Raw genomic sequence first — 14728 nt, 5'->3', positions numbered from 1 at the left:
CCTATTTACGAGCGGTGATGTTCACCCACTCTCCCTGATGATTAATTTCTACAATAGTAAGTCCTACAGCTTCAAGAGCTTCCTTAACCTCATTCTCCTTGAAATCAATGATTCCTGAAGATATGAAATAAGCACCTTTCTTAAGCGTAGGATATATAGCTGGTGCCATACCGATTATAATATCTGCAAGAATATTTGCAACTACTATATCGTATTTTTCGTAACCAACCTTATCCTGTAAATCCTTATCCTCTGTAAGATTTCCAACATAGAAATCTCCAGCTGATTTAGGAATACCATTTACCTCAAAATTCTCATAGGTAGATTCGATACAATCTTCATCTATATCTGTTCCTACTAAATGGCATTTACCATCTAATAGTTTGTTTGCGATGATAGAAAGGATACCGCTTCCACAACCAATATCTAAGATTTCATCACCAGCCTTAGCGTATTTCTTAAGCTGACGAATGCATAGCTGAGTTGTCTCATGCTTACCAGTACCAAAGCTAACTCCTGGGTCGATTTCAACAAAAATCTTACCCTTATCCTCTGGTGCGATTTCCTCCCATGTAGGCTTAATGAGGATATCATCGATATAGAAGGACTTGAAGAACTGCTTCCAGTTGTTAATCCAATCCTCCTGCTTTGTAACAGAAGTATCGATTGTGCCCTCTCCTATATCCATTGTTTCTTTAAGCTCTAAAAGACCTGCCTTAACCTGTGAAAGAAGTGATTCGTGGTCTTCATCATCTCCGAGATAAAAGCAAACCTTTGAAGTCCCATCATCTGTTGGTAAATCTGGCTGAAGCTCTTTAAATTCTCCGCCCTGCTTCTCACCTGAAACTGGTACGTTATTATCGATTTCTATTGAGACAATGCCACATTCCATAAGCATTGCACTAACGAAATCCTCTGCATCTGTAGTTGTATTTATAGAATATTTAATCCAATTCATATTAACCTCAAAAAAGAACTGCCACGTAGGAATTTCCACCTATTGGCAGTTCGTAAAAATCTATTCACCTTGTTCTGCAACAATCTTTTCCTTAAGCTCGACACATTTATCCTTGAGCTTTCGGGATGTGCTAGCTGATTGAATCAGTCTTGCAATGATTTTCATAGCTGCATCGTATTTTTTATAATATACCGACATGTTTGCCAGCATAAATTCTACCGCCTCAGAAGCCATTCCACAATATGGTGGTGTTTCCTGAGAAATTGCTTTCATGAATCCTTCGTAAGCCTGGGCGTAGAAGCCATCGTATTCCTTTTGAAGCATTTCTACAACCTTTGGGTCAGCATCTTTGTTGCCTTCTAATTCCTTAAGCTGTGCACGGCGAAGCCAGGCAATCTTAAGGCAAACATAAGCTTTTTCAGACATCTTTGCACGTTTTTTCATGGTGCAGATAAGGGCCAGCTTGAACTTTTCTACTGCATATTCGTATGAATAGGTTTCAGCAAGCTCTTCCTTCTGTGGCTTAAAGCTAGGGCAAAACTCTGCTCTGATAAGCTTTACGCGGGCTGTATCAATCTTTGAAAAAGTTGTATCAAGGGCTGAATAACCACAATATGGGCATGACATGAAGTCATATTTACATTTATCAACATGCTCATAATTAGGGCGCAAATCAAAGTCAGGCTCTAATCTTTTAAGCTTTGTGGCAAGCACAGCCTTGATAGGAAATTCCTTGTCACAAACTGGACAACGAACCTTCTTATCAATAATAAAATCCTTTTCCTGCTTCACTACAGGAGCTGCCTTTTGAGCGGCAGCGGCCTCTTTCTTTGGCTTTTCATCAGCCAAAATGTCTAGCTCTCCATCCATGGAGAAACCAAATTTTTCCATTCCCGATAATAAATTCATGCTGCAATCCTTTTCTGTAGATCACTATTGATGAGTTATTAGTTATTTGTTGGTAATTTGAAAGAACTCTTTAAAGAAACAATTCTGTTAAATACTAATGCATCCTCTTTAGAATCCTTAGCATCTACGCAGAAAAATCCCTGTCTTACAAATTGGAAGCTATCATAAGCCTTTGCACCCTTTAATGAAGGCTCTACAAGGCAATCCTTAAGAACTGTAAGAGAATTTGGATTAAGATTCAAACTACCATCTTCATTATACACTCCTTTTTCCTCATCCACAATATTTTCGTAGAGACGGACCTCTGCCTTAAGAGCAGTTTTAGCTGCTACCCAATGGATTGTTCCCTTTACCTTACGGCCATCTGGAGCATCTCCACCCTTTGTAGCTGGGTCGTATGTACAGTGGATGCATGTTACCTTGCCATTTTCATCTGTTTCGTATGATGTACATGTAACGAAGTATGCATTCATAAGACGAACTTCGTTTCCAGGGTATAATCTGAAGTATTTCTTAGGTGGCTCAATCATGAAATCTTCTCTATCGATGTAGAGCTCCTTACCAAATGGGACCTGACGGCTACCAAGCTCAGGGTTCTCAAGGTTATTAGGAGCCTCAAGCCACTCAACATCATCGCTTTCATAGTTATCAATAACAAGCTTTACTGGATCAAGAACAGCCATTACACGGCCTCTGCTTGTCTTAAGGTCTTCTCTGATGCAATACTCAAGCATAGCATAGTCAGATGAAGAATTAGCCTTTGATACGCCTGAAAGCTCAACGAACTTTCTGATAGATTCTGGTGTAAAACCACGACGACGTAATGCTGCGATTGAAACAAGACGTGGGTCATCCCATCCATCAACAATTCCATCCTCAACAAGCTTTTTAATGTAACGCTTACCTGTAACAACGTTTGTAAGGTACATCTTAGCGAACTCTATCTGACGTGGTGGATTAGCAAAGCCTGCTGCCTTAACTACCCAATCATAAAGAGGTCTATGATCCTCAAACTCTAGTGTACAAATAGAATGTGTAATATTTTCGAACGCATCCTCAAGTGGATGAGCAAAATCGTACATTGGGTAAATGCACCACTTATCACCTGTATTGTGGTGTGTCATGTGAGCAACTCTGTAAAGGATTGGATCACGCATGTTGATGTTAGGTGACGCCATATCAATCTTTGCACGAAGTGTATGACTTCCATCCTCGTACTTACCAGCCTTCATATCTTCGAACATCTGAAGGTTTTCTTCGATTGAACGATTTCTGTTTGGGTCATCCTTTCCTGGGTGTTCGAAATCACCTCTGTACTCTCTCATTTCTTCAGCTGAAAGATCTGAAACGTATGCTAAGCCCTTTTTGATAAGATCTACAGCAACTTCATACATTCTGTCAAAATAATTAGATGCGAAGTAAAGATGGTCACCCCAATCTGCTCCAAGCCACTTAATATCAGCCTTTATAGAATCAACGAACTCAACCTTTTCCTTTGTAGGATTAGTGTCATCGAATCTCATGTGGAACTCGCCGTTGTATTTCTTAGCAAGACCATAATTTAAGATAATTGACTTAGCATGACCAATGTGCAAATAACCATTTGGCTCAGGTGGGAAACGTGTACATACATGATCGTATACGCCATCCTTTAAATCCTTGTCAATTTCAAGCTCAATAAAATTTTTGCTAACTGCTTCTTCACTCATTTCTTATACTGTCCCTTCTGTTTCTATAGGCTTCTCCCTCTGGGAGAAGCTGTCAGCATAGCTGACTGATGAGGGTGTCCCCTCTTAAAATCTTAAATTTAGTGTATATGTGTATGCGTAAACAAATGGTCTGAGCAATATTCATAATTGCCATTACACTTGCTACAAAATCTGAACTCCAGCTCTGGATTGCTAAGCTCTGTTCTACCGCAAACTGCACACTTATGTCTGGCAATAGGTGTGCCATCTCTGTACTGAGTACGAGGTGGTGTAGCCGCACGCTTAAACTCAGCACGTCTGTGAATGTCCTTTGGATTGAATCTACTCATATTTCTAGTCATCATAAAGAAGATGAAGAAATTAAGTAATGATGCGATGATTGGTACTGCAGCATAGAATGCCCCTGCAATAATAGCGTTAACTACTTCGTATCCAATAACCACTAAGTAAAAAATAGACATCCATTTCATCTTAATAGGAATGATGAAATATAACATAACCTGCATATCTGGAAAACAAGTAGAAAATGCAAGAAATATTGACAAATTAATGTAGTAGGTACTGGTAGTGGCACCAATAATACCTACTGGTATAGTGCCTCCATAAAGTGCAAACACAACAAATGCACCAAGCACGGTAAACAGCATACCGCCAAAGATGTAAACATTAAATCTGAAGGCACCCCAGGTTTGTTCTAGCACAGAACCAAGCTGATAATAAAGCATAAACATAATCAGTGCCCAAATTATGCTTGTATCTGGTGGAATGAGAACCCATGATATGAGTCTCCAGACCTGGCCACGTAATATATAATAAGGCTCCAATGTAAGATAGTTAATGTATGGAACCCCTGTAAATCGTTGTCCAAACTGTAATAAATATCCGATAGCATAGCCTGCTAACAAATAAACAATAAGATTATTAATGGCGTATTTACCGAATTTCTTCTCTAATTTTTCTAGCAATTGTAAACCTCCCGATAAAAATGCACATAAATATAGACTTTAAAGATTATAAACCTTTAAAGCCTATGTTAGCAACTAATTTTACAAATATTTATTTAATATAAATTAGATTATAAGAAGTGCGCTCTAAGCTCATCAGCAGAAATTGGTGATAAGTATGCTGGAGCAATATCAAATACTGTTTTAGCACCTGTCACGCCCTCTTTGTTAAGGCGATCAATTGCTCTTGCATAAGCTGTAAGAACTGCACCTGTGAACTCTGGATTTGAGTCAAGATTTAAGCTGTATTCAATAACATGCTTATTTCCATCAAAGCCTGTTTCACCAGTATATATTACGCTTCCACCATGTGGTAAACCGCTGTGGTTCTTCTTAAGTTCTTCTTCTGAAATAAAGTTTACTGTTGTATCGTAATCCGAGAAATAGTTTGGCATTTCTTTGATTTCTTTTTCGATACGTGCCTTATCAGCGCCCTCTTCTACAACAACATAGCATTCTCTAGTATGCTTTTCTCTAGTAGAAAGCTCTGGATTCTCACCATTTCTAACTCTTCTTAATGCATCCTCTACAGGTACTGTATACTGTCTTGCATCAACAACACCTTCAATACGACGGATTGCATCTGAGTGTCCCTGGCTAACGCCCTTTCCCCAGAATGTATATGCCTGACCATCTGGTAAAATAGATGTAGCATAAAGACGATTTAATGAGAACATTCCTGGATCCCATCCACATGAGATAAGACCGATTTTACCAGCAGCCTTTGAAGCATTATCTACGTTTGCAAAGTGCTCTGGGATTCTTGCATGTGTATCAAATGAATCGATAACATTGTAAAGCTTAGCGTACTTTGGTGTCATCTCAGGTAAATCTGTTGCACTACCACCACAGATAACAAGTACATCAATATCTTCCTTACCAGTATCCAAATCAGCTGTAGATTTAACTGTAGTATTAGTCTTTACTGTAACTGTTTTTGGATCTCTTCTTGTATAAATAGCAACAAGCTCCATGTCATCACTTTTTGTGACAGCAGCTTCAACACCACGTCCTAAATTGCCATAACCTAAAATTCCAACTTTAATCATGATGTTTTCCTCCAAATAAAAATCATTTCGTCACAATTATATATACGAATTTGATTTTATGCAATTAAAAAATCTTATAAAAAGATATTAACAAAGAACTAATTCTGCAATAAAAACTACACCGCAGCAGATGCAGGCAACTTTAAACAGGCTCAAATTAAACCATGCTGCAACGCTTCCTACTACCAGGGCAAGAATTCCTGATATTTTGCTTTGAGTAGCATGAATGATAGCAGGAAATGTCATGACAGCCAGGGTGACATATGGAACATAATACAGAAAAGACCTTATAAATCTATTCTTGATAGGCTTTCTAAATACTGTAACCGGCAACACTCTGATAACCGTACTGACTATTGCCGCTACCAATATATAAATATATGGATTAGTCGTCATCTTCTACCTCCGGATGTGGGAATATAATAGCTGCAACAGATGCTATTACTACAGTAAGAATAATTGTTTTGGTACCACTTGATATCTTTGCAAATATAGCTGCTTCATTTGCAATGTAGCTTAAAATGAAGCTTATTATAATAAGAATACCTACAAGCTTATGTCGCCTTGCCTCTGGCATAATGCAGGCTAAAAACATTCCGTATAAAGCAACTGATAAGGCACTGACTAATCTTCCTGGCAATATTCCCCCTGCTATAATTCCGGTAGCAGTTCCTGCACACCAGCCTATAACTGCAACTAGAAAAGCACCGTAGCAATAAATTGGGTTAATATAGCCTGGCCGATTTAACGATATGGCAAAAAGCTCGTCTGTCACATGAAAGCCTATTCCAATTCTATGAATCATAGGAGTATCCGGGTGAATTCGTTGACTTAATGCAGTGGACATTAGCAAATATCTAGCATTAACAATCAATGTCATTACTGCCATTTCGATATAGGATGCCCCTATTCCAATCATTGAATATACCGCATATTCTCCTGCACTTGCGTGATTAAGGAAGGAATTAATTATTCCGGCTATAGCACCACATCCCACCTGCTTAGCAAATATTCCAAGAGAAAAGGATACTGCAAAGTATCCAAGACCTATTGGAAATCCGTCTACGGCACCTGATAAAAAAGCTTTCTTTGTATTGTTTTCAATATTAAAGTTCATACAATGTATCCTTTTATTTCACTGAATTTTAAAACTTTCCCTTTCGCAATTGTGTAAAATAATAATTGAGGTAGTCAAAGGAGGAGTTTATGGAACCAGGGGTTTATAAAACTACAAAAAAAGATGGTAGTACCTATTATAGAGGTAACATTACATATAACGGAAAGCATATAAGCATTGGCAGCTTCTCTTCTGAAGCTGAATGTGCAAATGCCTACGACGAGGCCTGGGTAATTCTGAAAGATAAAAAGCTTTCCATACTTAACTGTCAATCCAAAATCAAAAATCTGTCTTTCGATAAGTGCGTTACGTTAATTAATTTGAGAGATAATCATATCTATATAAAAACACCGATTTATCTTCAGAAAAACTATTTTTTATACTACTTAGATAAATCTACCGCTTTAAAATTCGATAATGACGATTTGTTTTACTATTCAAGTCACAAAATCCAAAATCGTGGTAATCACATGTTTGTTAGTGATTATGGCATGCAATACAACATTTTAGGCCGATATGGCATCAAACCATACAGCATAAAAGGTAAAGATTATATCTTTGCAAATGGTGATGATACTGATTATCGATACTCTAACATCATTGTTGTAAATAAGTATCATGGAGTTTATAAAGAAACCAAAAAGGGAAAAACTGTTTACGCCGCAAAGATTCATTTAAATGGGGACTTCATAGTAGGAAGATATAATGATGAGGCTACTGCAGCAATTGCATATAACAAGGCGGTTGATTTATGTAGATCACGAGGAATGACTAAATCCTTTCCAGTTAACTACATCACCGAATATTCACCTAGAGAATATGCTGATGTCTACACAGAAATCAAAATCTCCTCCCATTTATATAAATTTTTCCGAAATAAAAACTTCCGTGACGCATAAAAAACGCCACCCGTTACTTTCAAACCTTGGAAGCTACGGGTGGCTCATTTTATTATCTTAGTTGTTTATAAACTTGTCTTCTTCGTTGTTCCAAGAATATAACTTACGGATTTCTTCTCCGACCTTCTCTGATGGATGCTCAGATGCAAGCTTTCTCATAGCTTGGAAATGTACCTGACGTCCTGCTGGAGACATATCAAGTAAGAATTCCTTAGCAAATGTACCATCCTGAATATCACTTAAGATTTGCTTCATAGCCTTCTTTGTATCCTCTGTGATAATCTTTGGACCAGTAACATAATCACCGTATTCTGCTGTATTTGAAATAGAATATCTCATTCCAGCAAAGCCTGACTGATAAATAAGGTCAACGATAAGTTTCATCTCATGGATGCACTCAAAGTATGCATTTCTTGGATCATATCCTGCTTCAACAAGTGTCTCAAATCCAGCCTGCATAAGAGCACAAACGCCACCACAAAGAACAGCCTGCTCACCAAAGAGGTCTGTTTCTGTCTCTGTTCTAAATGTTGTCTCAAGAATACCTGCGCGAGCGCCACCGATACCAGCACCATAAGCAAGTGCAAGATCAAGAGCCTTACCTGTAGCATCCTGATATACAGCTACAAGACAAGGTGTACCTTTGCCTGCCTGATACTCAGAACGTACTGTATGACCTGGTGCCTTTGGTGCAATCATAGTAACATCAACATCTGCTGGTGGCTTGATGCATCCAAAGTGAATATTGAAACCATGAGCAAACATAAGCATATTTCCAGCCTCAAGATTTGGCTCAATGTCTTTCTTGTACATATCAGCCTGCTTCTCATCATTGATAAGAATCATGATGATATCAGCCTTCTTTGCTGCTTCTGCTGCTGTATATACTGTAAGGCCCTGCTTTTCAGCCTTAGCCCATGATTTAGAACCTTCATAGAGACCAATAATGACATCACATCCACTCTCCTTAAGGTTAAGAGCGTGTGCATGACCCTGGCTACCATATCCGATAATAGCTATAGTCTTACCCTTCAATAATGAAAGATTACAATCTTCCTGATAAAAAATTCTTGCTTCCTGTGACATACCTTTATCCTCCTATTGTAAATTTATATGTGTTTAAAGGATTACAACATCTTCAGAGCCACGTGTAAGTCCTGTAAGACCTGTACGAGCAAGCTCTAAGATATCATAGTCTCCTAGCATATCTAAGAATGCTTCAAGCTTATCCTGGTTTCCTGTAAGCTCAAGAATCATAGAATCATGTGTAACATCGACAACCTTACCATGGAAAATCTCTACAATAGTAAGAACATCCTGACGCTCATTGCTTCTTGCAGAAATCTTTACAAGCATAAGTTCTCTCTTAACAGATTGACCATGCTTTAAAACTTTAAGATCAACAACCTCTGTAAGCTTTGAAACCTGTTTTTCAATCTGCTCCAAGATCATGTCATCCCCATGTGTAACAATGGTGACACGAGTGTATCTAGGATCAGCAGTGACACCTGCTGAAAAACTATCGATATTATATCCTCTTCTTGAAAATAAGCCGGAAATACGGCTTGTAAGACCTGGTGTGTTTTCTACTAAAATAGAAAGAACTTTTTTAGATTCCATAAGTATTACTCTCCTAAAACCTTATTCTCCAATGTGCTTTAGCACTTTGAAGTACGAAACTATAATGCATTCTATCACAATACTTTTTTTATATCAAGAAAGTTCTGTATTTTTATTGCTGTTAGTAATATTTTCCATCATATGGATTATATAACCCCATCTGAATTGGTTGTCTTTTGTCTTCATAGCAAAGGGTAATATAAAAATCTCTAAACTCAAACCCCTGCTTGGTCCACGTTGTTTTTCCCTTTTCACAGTCACAATATTCACTAAAATCAATCCATTGTAAAACCTGCATCAATGGCCTATCCATCATCTTGCAAGTAGCCTCTTTAAAGGTCCATACTTCAGTGAATTTTTTATTAACCTCATGCTTTTTGAAAGATTCAAGGTACTCTAAATCAGATTTAGTAAAAAATCGTTCTACTAAATCCTTGTCGTAAGGTCTAATGCGCTCAACATCAATTCCTACAGGCTTATCTGAAATTGCAGCTACAGCGAAAAAATTAGAATGAGAAATGCTAAAATCCACATTCTTAGGTTGGATAAAAATTGGTTTTCCCTGAGATGTGGTTGTATAGACATAAGGGCGTTGAATATGATTTTCCCAAAGCAGCTTTTCCAAAAGGTGAGCCGCACCAAGTCTTTCACATTTACCCTTGAGAGTTTTAGCCTCATCTACGTGTTCCCTTCTTTGAGGACTAATGAGGTTGTATACTTCATCAAATATGAATGGATTTTGTAGTGCTTCACAATTGTATGCCGCGGCTTTAATCATACGTTCCCCCTTATTTTTTTAATACACAAAGTATACCATAGTGAACTTGAGATATGATAAAATAATTATGAATTAATTTTGAACGTTTCATGAGGGGGAAGTTATGAAATTTTTAATTTTTGAAATGAAGACCGTTTGTTATAATTCTTATTTGTATTTTGGAGACGCCCTCGGAAATGCCCTTAAGAAATCAGGCCATGATGTGGAATATTTCAAAGTAGACGAACAGGCCTTAGACGATTTAGAGCAGTTTATAGGAAAACACTTTGACGGACTCATTGATTTTAATTCAGACCTGCCCCGCGCTCTTATGGACGATGATTCATTCTTTTTAGACCATGTGGATGCCCCATTCATTGATGTAATTCTAGATCATCCACTATATCATCACGATTCCCTAAAAAATAAACTAAAAAACTTTCACGTAGTTTGCCTTGATTCAAAGCACAAGGATTATATTTTAAAATACTACCCTCATATCAAATCTGTCACAGTTACACCTATGACAGGTGAGCTTGCTTTTGGAAAAGATGAATTATCTTTTACAGATTTTGAGGATAGGCCTTACGATATTCTATTTTCTGGCACCTATACGGACCCAACAAGAATTGAAACTGCAATAAAAAAGCTGCCAGATTTTCTAGCCTCAAATGTAATGGATTTAATAGATATGATGCTAGCAGATAGCACACTTACTATAGAAGATGCAGTTGAAGCGTTAGCTAAGAATGAAATATATGATTATATTAATTCCGATTTGCCACTTCACACCCAAACCTTTTATCTGGCTGATACATATGTGCGCTGTGTAAATAGGAAGAAACTCATTCAGGCCCTAGATAAATGTGAACATAAACTGGATTTATTTGGTGGACTTTGGGAAGAATTAGACTTAAAACATGCAACTATACATAGAGAAATTCCATTCAATCTAACTTTTACTGTTTTTTCTAAAGCTAAAATATGTGCTAATATCATGCCTAATTTTAAAGCTGGCAGTCATGACAGAGTTTTTTCAGCCCAGCTAAATGGTGCAGTTGCCTTAACAGACCCTACCACTTTGCTAAAAAAGGAGTATAAGGATGGAGAAAACATCTTATTTTATGAATTAGATGATATAGATGCTGTAACTACTAAAACTGATGCTGCCCTCTCTGAGCCATCTGCCCTCAAAGAAATAGCCCAGATGGGTTATAGCATTGCTGCTAAAAACCACACCTGGGATAATATAGCTAAAGTAATATTGGATTCTCTATAATGGTTTATATTTAATCTAAATTTAACATTTCCTGATAGAAAGCAAAATAATCCTTTCTGCCTTGCTTTGTAAATTCTATAGCAGTTCTTGGGTGCTGATTTAAAAGGCCTGTTGTTAGATACTGCATGTCATAGCCCCATACAATGCCCTGTTCCTTTAAAGGAAGCATGTAGTCTTCTACGAACTTGATAGCATATCTTTCCTTATACTTAGGATTCTTAAGGAAGCCAAGAAGTAATTCCATAGCACAGTTTCCTGCACCACGTCCCATACTACAGTATGTAGCATCCAAATAATCTACGTTATCACCAACAGCCTCAATTGTATTTGCGAATGCAAGCTTCTGATTATCATGAGCATGCATACCAACCTTTTTGCCATATTTAGAAGCAATCTCGTAATACATATCTGCTATACGCTCTGTCTGCTCAGGATATAATGAACCATAGCTATCAACGATATAAATACAAGATATTGGAGTTTGGCAAATAATATTAAGTGCTGATTTAATATCTTCCATTGATGCTGTTGAGATTGCCATAATGTTGCAGGTAGTTTCATAGCCCTTATTGTAAGCATCTTCAATCATCTGAACAGCACTAGGAAGCTGGTGAAGATATGTAGCAACTCTGATAAGGTCTACTGGACTCTCATTTTTAGGTTGAATATCTTCCTTATAGTTACAACGTCCCACATCCGCCATAATAGCAATCTTTAGGTCAGTATCATTCTCACCTACGATTTTACGGATATAATCATCTGAAGAAAACTTCCATGGGCCAAATTTATCTACATCGAACTGCTCCTTGTCAGCTCGATAACCCATTTCCATATAATCAACTCCAGCCTTTACATTAGTAAGATAAAGAGCCTTAGCAAACTCATCTGTAAAATAAAAATCATTTACAAGGCCACCATCACGCAATGTAGCGTCAACTACTCTTACGCTCTCTCTAACTTCTAAAAGCTTGGATATTTCTTTTCTCATTTTATGTCCTCCGGTACTTTAGTGATTAAAAGTGTTAAAGTAAGTATAAACTTATATATTGATAAAGTCAAACGAATACATCATAAAGTATTCTACAAAAAAAGCCAAGGCCTATATAAGCCTTGGCAAGGGGAATAGCATATAATTAATGATAGAAATAAACGAATGCTGCCTGGAACCAAAGAATTGCAAGTGTTACAATGCTGATTCCAATTGCGAAAAACGATTTTCCTAACGCTTTTTTATCTGAAATATTTGCAGAAGCTACTGCTGAACGAATGTGGCTAACAATATAAAACGCATAAAACATAGTTACAAGTGAAAAAACTACAAGCATTAAAATATTAAACATAATATAACCTTTCGAAACTGTTTTTCAAACAACAGAAGATATAATACAATCTCGGTGAGTTTGTTTCAATCGTTATTTCTTACATATTTTTGTCATCTCCAATCTTATTTATAACTATATTGTACATTTTCAATCACAAATAATCAAAAACGTTCATTGCAAATAAATAAGGACCTCAGCGAATATACTGAGGTCCTTGGCTTTAATTATACTATTTCAAACTTCTGGGTACTTGCATTTAATTGCTTGGTAACATCATTATTCTGATCCATAGCTTCATTGATTCCCTGAATTTCTCCAACAATCTCTGTAGCAGCCTGAGCTGACATTCCAATAGCATTTGAGCTTTCATTAACTGAGTTAGATATGCTTTCAATTCTATCTGACATCTCAGCCATAACACCGTTAAGATTATTGGCCTTTTCTGTGAATGTAGCCAGCATTTCATCTATCATAGTGGCTGTATTTTCGTACTTCACTCCTGTATCTACAAACGCATCATAATCCGCAAGTACATTCTGATTAATAAAATCAATAACCTGTACTGCGTTGTCAGAAAGAGTCTTAACAGCAGTAGTAACCTTTGCAGATATTTCCTGAATATTGCCTGCTGTATCTCGGGAATTAGCAGCCAACGTGCTTATTTCATCCGCAACTACAGCAAAACCTTTACCTGCTTCACCAGCTCTAGCAGCTTCAATAGATGCATTTAAAGCAAGCAAATTGGTTTGGCTTGCAATATCCAAAATCTCATTTGTAAGATCACCGATTTGATTAACCTGCTCAGACTCCTTAACAGACTCCTCAAGAACCTTCGAAAGCTCTTCCATCTTAGTGCCAGTGTTTTCCTTCTTAGCATTTGCCTCACGTTTAATGCTGTCTGCCTCTGCCTTAATTTCATTAGCTTTTTCCGATCCCGCTCTCGCTTCTTCATCAATAGCATCTGTAGCCTCTTTTACTAATGACAGCCTATCATATAAATCCCCTGTGGTTGTCGCTACATTTTCCATAGATGCTGCAAGCTCTTCCATGGCTGCAGATGTATTTGTTACATTATCACTAGCACTTTGAATCTTTACAATAACACTATCTGAAGATGATGTAAGAACTGTTGCTCCATCCTTAACATCTCTGATTACACCCTGCAATGTTCCTAAGAACTGATTGATACAATCAGATATAAGTGCAAGCTCTGTTTTTGTTTTTGTGTTTATTCGGGCAGTTAAATCGCCCTTGCCCTTATTGATATTATTAATGATAGCTTGTAATTCATATGAAATACCAAGTATAGTCTTATTAATTCTAACAAATGAAAGTACAAAGCTAAGTATAATCAAGACAACAACCACTGCCATGACTATATATCCCTTTACAGAAACCTGGGCAATGTACCTATCCAAAAAAGCGCTAAAGCCCTCGCTTAGAGAATTAATTCCCTCATCAATAGCATCTAAAGCATCATTTGTTGCAACAAGGTTTGCTCCGTAATCGCCAGTTACACAGCCAATTGCTCCCGGAAAATCACCTGATATTATAAAGTTTTCCGTAGCACCAGCTGCAGCAACTAATGCCTCTGCGCTAGCTCTGAGATTATCAACTCTCTCCTGCCCATCTGGTAGGTTTCCAACCAGTATGCTACCATCCATATAATCAAGATGAGCGCCAATATCATTCATATAACCTTCCATATCCGCAAATTCTTCAGCTGGCATTTCCTTGCCTGCCTCAAGTTGTCCTAATGTACGATTAATTTCAGCTGAAATATGAACTACATCTTGACGTAATGCAGCCGATTCCTGTGCGCAAATAAGTTCATTTTCACTTGCTCTTAAAGCCTGTGACTTTACGCTTTGCATAGCTGAGTTGGAAATCACTGCATATATTATAAATGCAGCAAGTATAACAACATTTACAATTATGTTTTGAAAAGAAATTGATTGGAAAAAGTTGCCTTTATTATTTTCAACAACCTTTCCAACAGCTTTAAGATTTTCCTTTTGCTCAGCTGTAAGATTTTCATCAAGCCTCTGTTTTATTTTCTCTTGCCTTTCTTCTCTTCCCATTGCGCACCTCCATTTAAATTAATG

Annotated in this window: 15 protein-coding genes; 2 read left to right on the top strand and 13 right to left on the bottom strand. The window is 37.4% G+C overall.

The features are described from left to right. Window position 1 precedes the first annotated feature (1 nt). The 7 genes from prmA to G611_RS0110735 all read right to left on the bottom strand — a co-directional run bounded on the left by prmA (window position 2) and on the right by G611_RS0110735 (window position 6746). Window positions 2-958, bottom strand: coding sequence for a 50S ribosomal protein L11 methyltransferase (gene prmA / locus G611_RS0110765; protein ID WP_028243608.1), 957 nt, complete (start codon window positions 956-958; stop codon window positions 2-4). 60 nt (window positions 959-1018) lie between these two features. Then, a complete protein-coding gene (locus tag G611_RS0110760; RefSeq protein ID WP_028243607.1) occupies window positions 1019-1867 on the bottom strand; it encodes a DUF2225 domain-containing protein in 849 nt (282 codons plus the stop codon). Window positions 1868-1905: 38 nt separating this feature from the next. Beyond that, window positions 1906-3576: a glutamine--tRNA ligase/YqeY domain fusion protein gene (locus tag G611_RS0110755; protein ID WP_028243606.1), complete on the bottom strand. Its 1671-nt coding sequence runs from the start codon at window positions 3574-3576 to the stop codon at window positions 1906-1908. Window positions 3577-3674: 98 nt separating this feature from the next. Further along, window positions 3675-4541, bottom strand: coding sequence for a hypothetical protein (locus G611_RS0110750; RefSeq protein ID WP_028243605.1), 867 nt, complete (start codon window positions 4539-4541; stop codon window positions 3675-3677). Between the two features lie 110 nt (window positions 4542-4651). Then, window positions 4652-5629: a diaminopimelate dehydrogenase gene (locus tag G611_RS0110745; protein ID WP_196801568.1), complete on the bottom strand. Its 978-nt coding sequence runs from the start codon at window positions 5627-5629 to the stop codon at window positions 4652-4654. Window positions 5630-5716: 87 nt separating this feature from the next. Then, entirely contained in the window at window positions 5717-6025 is a 309-nt protein-coding gene (locus G611_RS0110740) for an AzlD domain-containing protein (protein WP_028243603.1), read from the bottom strand. Beyond that, the gene (locus tag G611_RS0110735) at window positions 6015-6746 is read right to left on the bottom strand and encodes an AzlC family ABC transporter permease (protein WP_028243602.1); all 732 of its coding nucleotides are present in this window, start codon (window positions 6744-6746) and stop codon (window positions 6015-6017) included. Before G611_RS0110735 ends, G611_RS0110740 begins: the two co-directional genes overlap by 11 nt. 89 nt (window positions 6747-6835) lie before the next feature. Between G611_RS0110735 and G611_RS0110730 the strand changes: the two genes are divergently transcribed. Next, window positions 6836-7645 carry a hypothetical protein gene (locus G611_RS0110730; RefSeq protein WP_028243601.1) on the top strand — a complete coding sequence of 270 codons (810 nt, stop codon included), beginning with the start codon at window positions 6836-6838 and terminating at the stop codon, window positions 7643-7645. Between the two features lie 57 nt (window positions 7646-7702). Here the strand turns inward: G611_RS0110730 and ilvC are convergent, their stop codons facing one another. From ilvC to G611_RS15465, 3 genes are all read right to left on the bottom strand, one after another. Then, window positions 7703-8731: a ketol-acid reductoisomerase gene (gene ilvC / locus G611_RS0110725; protein WP_028243600.1), complete on the bottom strand. Its 1029-nt coding sequence runs from the start codon at window positions 8729-8731 to the stop codon at window positions 7703-7705. A gap of 33 nt (window positions 8732-8764) precedes the next feature. Then, window positions 8765-9265, bottom strand: coding sequence for an acetolactate synthase small subunit (ilvN, locus tag G611_RS0110720; RefSeq protein ID WP_028243599.1), 501 nt, complete (start codon window positions 9263-9265; stop codon window positions 8765-8767). A gap of 121 nt (window positions 9266-9386) precedes the next feature. After that, window positions 9387-10043 (bottom strand): 4'-phosphopantetheinyl transferase family protein, encoded by a 657-nt coding sequence (locus G611_RS15465; protein WP_051195225.1) that lies wholly within the window; start codon window positions 10041-10043, stop codon window positions 9387-9389. 103 nt (window positions 10044-10146) lie between these two features. Between G611_RS15465 and G611_RS0110710 the strand changes: the two genes are divergently transcribed. Beyond that, the gene (locus G611_RS0110710; protein ID WP_028243598.1) at window positions 10147-11301 is read left to right on the top strand and encodes a glycosyltransferase; all 1155 of its coding nucleotides are present in this window, start codon (window positions 10147-10149) and stop codon (window positions 11299-11301) included. Window positions 11302-11311: 10 nt separating this feature from the next. Here the strand turns inward: G611_RS0110710 and G611_RS0110705 are convergent, their stop codons facing one another. From G611_RS0110705 to G611_RS0110695, 3 genes are all read right to left on the bottom strand, one after another. Beyond that, the gene (locus G611_RS0110705; RefSeq protein ID WP_028243597.1) at window positions 11312-12289 is read right to left on the bottom strand and encodes an aldolase catalytic domain-containing protein; all 978 of its coding nucleotides are present in this window, start codon (window positions 12287-12289) and stop codon (window positions 11312-11314) included. A 145-nt stretch (window positions 12290-12434) separates the two neighbouring features. Continuing rightward, window positions 12435-12641, bottom strand: a complete 207-nt coding sequence (locus G611_RS0110700; protein WP_015550809.1) for a hypothetical protein — start codon at window positions 12639-12641, stop codon at window positions 12435-12437. Between the two features lie 206 nt (window positions 12642-12847). Next, window positions 12848-14704 (bottom strand): methyl-accepting chemotaxis protein, encoded by a 1857-nt coding sequence (locus G611_RS0110695; RefSeq protein WP_028243596.1) that lies wholly within the window; start codon window positions 14702-14704, stop codon window positions 12848-12850. Between the last annotated feature and the right edge of the window lie 24 nt (window positions 14705-14728).

This window comes from Pseudobutyrivibrio ruminis AD2017 (assembly GCF_000424305.1).
In the GTDB taxonomy this organism is placed as follows: domain Bacteria; phylum Bacillota; class Clostridia; order Lachnospirales; family Lachnospiraceae; genus Pseudobutyrivibrio; species Pseudobutyrivibrio ruminis_B.
This window is presented reverse-complemented; position numbering and strand designations above follow the sequence as displayed.

Excerpts from the sequence above, each read along its gene's own strand:
- G611_RS0110740 (WP_028243603.1), bottom strand. The coding sequence starts at position 6,025 with ATGACGACTAATCCATATATTTATATATTGGTAGCGGCAATAGTCAGT.
- G611_RS0110745 (WP_196801568.1), bottom strand. The coding sequence starts at position 5,629 with ATGATTAAAGTTGGAATTTTAGGTTATGGCAATTTAGGACGTGGTGTT.
- ilvN (WP_028243599.1), bottom strand. The coding sequence starts at position 9,265 with ATGGAATCTAAAAAAGTTCTTTCTATTTTAGTAGAAAACACACCAGGT.
- G611_RS0110760 (WP_028243607.1), bottom strand. The coding sequence starts at position 1,867 with ATGAATTTATTATCGGGAATGGAAAAATTTGGTTTCTCCATGGATGGA.
- G611_RS0110710 (WP_028243598.1), top strand. The coding sequence starts at position 10,147 with ATGAAATTTTTAATTTTTGAAATGAAGACCGTTTGTTATAATTCTTAT.
- G611_RS0110695 (WP_028243596.1), bottom strand. The coding sequence starts at position 14,704 with ATGGGAAGAGAAGAAAGGCAAGAGAAAATAAAACAGAGGCTTGATGAA.
- G611_RS15465 (WP_051195225.1), bottom strand. The coding sequence starts at position 10,043 with ATGATTAAAGCCGCGGCATACAATTGTGAAGCACTACAAAATCCATTC.
- G611_RS0110730 (WP_028243601.1), top strand. The coding sequence starts at position 6,836 with ATGGAACCAGGGGTTTATAAAACTACAAAAAAAGATGGTAGTACCTAT.
- ilvC (WP_028243600.1), bottom strand. The coding sequence starts at position 8,731 with ATGTCACAGGAAGCAAGAATTTTTTATCAGGAAGATTGTAATCTTTCA.
- G611_RS0110755 (WP_028243606.1), bottom strand. The coding sequence starts at position 3,576 with ATGAGTGAAGAAGCAGTTAGCAAAAATTTTATTGAGCTTGAAATTGAC.
- G611_RS0110700 (WP_015550809.1), bottom strand. The coding sequence starts at position 12,641 with ATGTTTAATATTTTAATGCTTGTAGTTTTTTCACTTGTAACTATGTTT.
- G611_RS0110705 (WP_028243597.1), bottom strand. The coding sequence starts at position 12,289 with ATGAGAAAAGAAATATCCAAGCTTTTAGAAGTTAGAGAGAGCGTAAGA.
- prmA (WP_028243608.1), bottom strand. The coding sequence starts at position 958 with ATGAATTGGATTAAATATTCTATAAATACAACTACAGATGCAGAGGAT.
- G611_RS0110735 (WP_028243602.1), bottom strand. The coding sequence starts at position 6,746 with ATGAACTTTAATATTGAAAACAATACAAAGAAAGCTTTTTTATCAGGT.